Below are 1,559 nucleotides of genomic sequence, written 5' to 3'. Positions count from 1 at the left end.
GACCCCCTGACATCTAGGTTCGGTGTAGCTCCGGGAGGGCCCCGGGGTGAGGCTCGCGGCGCGGGTGACTACGGCTACCTCTGACTGGATGCTCAGTCCTCAGCACTGATCGTCGAGGCGCCCGTGGCGCGGCCGAGGCGAGCGTGCCTTGTTGGGAACGCGGAGCCGTCGAGGACTCCTACTCAGATGTCCGGGTCGAACGCTCGCCGCGGTCGTGGTCGCCAGCGAGCCTGTCCGCACGACGACATCGACGAGGTGATCGTGGGAGAACTCCGGCTGGGTATCGACGTGGCCTGTCGAGAAGCTCATCGAGCCGCGCTGGCCGACGAGACCGGCACGCTGCTGTGGATCAACCACTGCTTCTACTCCCGTCCCAGCGAGCTCGAACGACTGTGGGCCGCGGTCGTGAACGCCGGCGACGGGGACACCTCGGTCGTGGTGGTCATGGAACCGACCCGCAACGCCTGGGTGGTGCTGGCGGCCTGGCTGCGCGCTCGCGGCGCCACGGTGCGCCTGGTCCCACCCGAGCAGTCCGCGGACCTGCGCCAGTACTACAACAAGCACACCAAGACCGACCGGCTCGACGCCGTGCTACTGGCCCGGATCCCGCTGCTGCACCCCGACGGGCTGGTCAGCACCCCGGGCCTGGGACCCGCGGAATCGCTGCGCCGCGCGGTCGGCCGCCGAGCCGGGCTGGTCGCGCGCCGAGCCGCGGCCGGACACCGACTCGAAGCGCTGCTGGAGTTGCTGGGCCCCGCCTGGACCGCGGTGCTGGGCACCGACCCCGGCAAGGTCAAGGCAGCCTGCCGCGTGCTCGAGCAGTACGCCGACCCGCACGCCCTGCAACGTCTGGGCCGGGCCCGGCTGAGCCGGCTGCTGATCCGCGCCAGCCGCGGGCAGTGGCGCGAGGACAAGGCCGACGCGCTGCTCGCCGCCGCCCGCGAGAGCCTCGCGCTCTGGCCCGAGGGCAGCATCGACTTCGCCGAGCTCGCCGAGGACATCGCCGCCGAGACCCGCCTGCTGCGCGGACTGGTCCGCGAGATCGACCAACTCGACGACCGCATCGCAGCCGGCTACCAGCACGCCGACCCCACGGGGATCGTCGCCTCGGCCCCAGGACTGGGCCCGGTCCTGGCTGCCGCCATCCTGGGCCGCCTCGGTGACCCGAGCCGGTTCCGAGACCTGGCCGCGGTCCGCGCCTACACCGGCCTGGTTCCCAAGGTCGACCAGTCCGGCACCACCGAACGCCACCGCGGGCCGACCAAGGCCGGCGACCACGTCCTGCGCTACGCGCTGTTCTTCGCCGCCGACCACGCCCGCAAGACCGACCCCACCCTCGCCCAGCGCTACCAACAGCTGCGCGACCGGAGCAAACACCACAACAGCGCGCTATGCACCCTCGCCGCGGTCCTGATCACCCGCATCGCCGCCTGCTGGCGCGCCGGGCAGCACTACCAACTACGTGACCTCGAGGGCCGGGCAATCACCGAGGCCGAAGGACGCGAGATCTCCAACAAGATCAACACTTCGGCGGCCCGCGCACGCGCGGCCACTGACAC

At 71.8% G+C, this 1,559-nt stretch carries 1 protein-coding gene; it reads left to right on the top strand.

What is annotated here, in order from left to right; translation table 11 throughout:
- Positions 1–261 precede the first annotated feature (261 nt).
- A partial coding sequence (locus HH311_RS30745; RefSeq protein ID WP_169187541.1) for an IS110 family transposase occupies positions 262–1,559 on the top strand: 1,298 nt, incomplete at its 3' end.

It is taken from the genome of Actinomycetospora sp. TBRC 11914 (assembly GCF_012933465.1).
In the GTDB taxonomy this organism is placed as follows: domain Bacteria; phylum Actinomycetota; class Actinomycetes; order Mycobacteriales; family Pseudonocardiaceae; genus Actinomycetospora.
The sequence above is the reverse complement of the archived record's forward strand: the minus strand, read 5'-3'. Positions and strand labels throughout refer to the sequence as shown.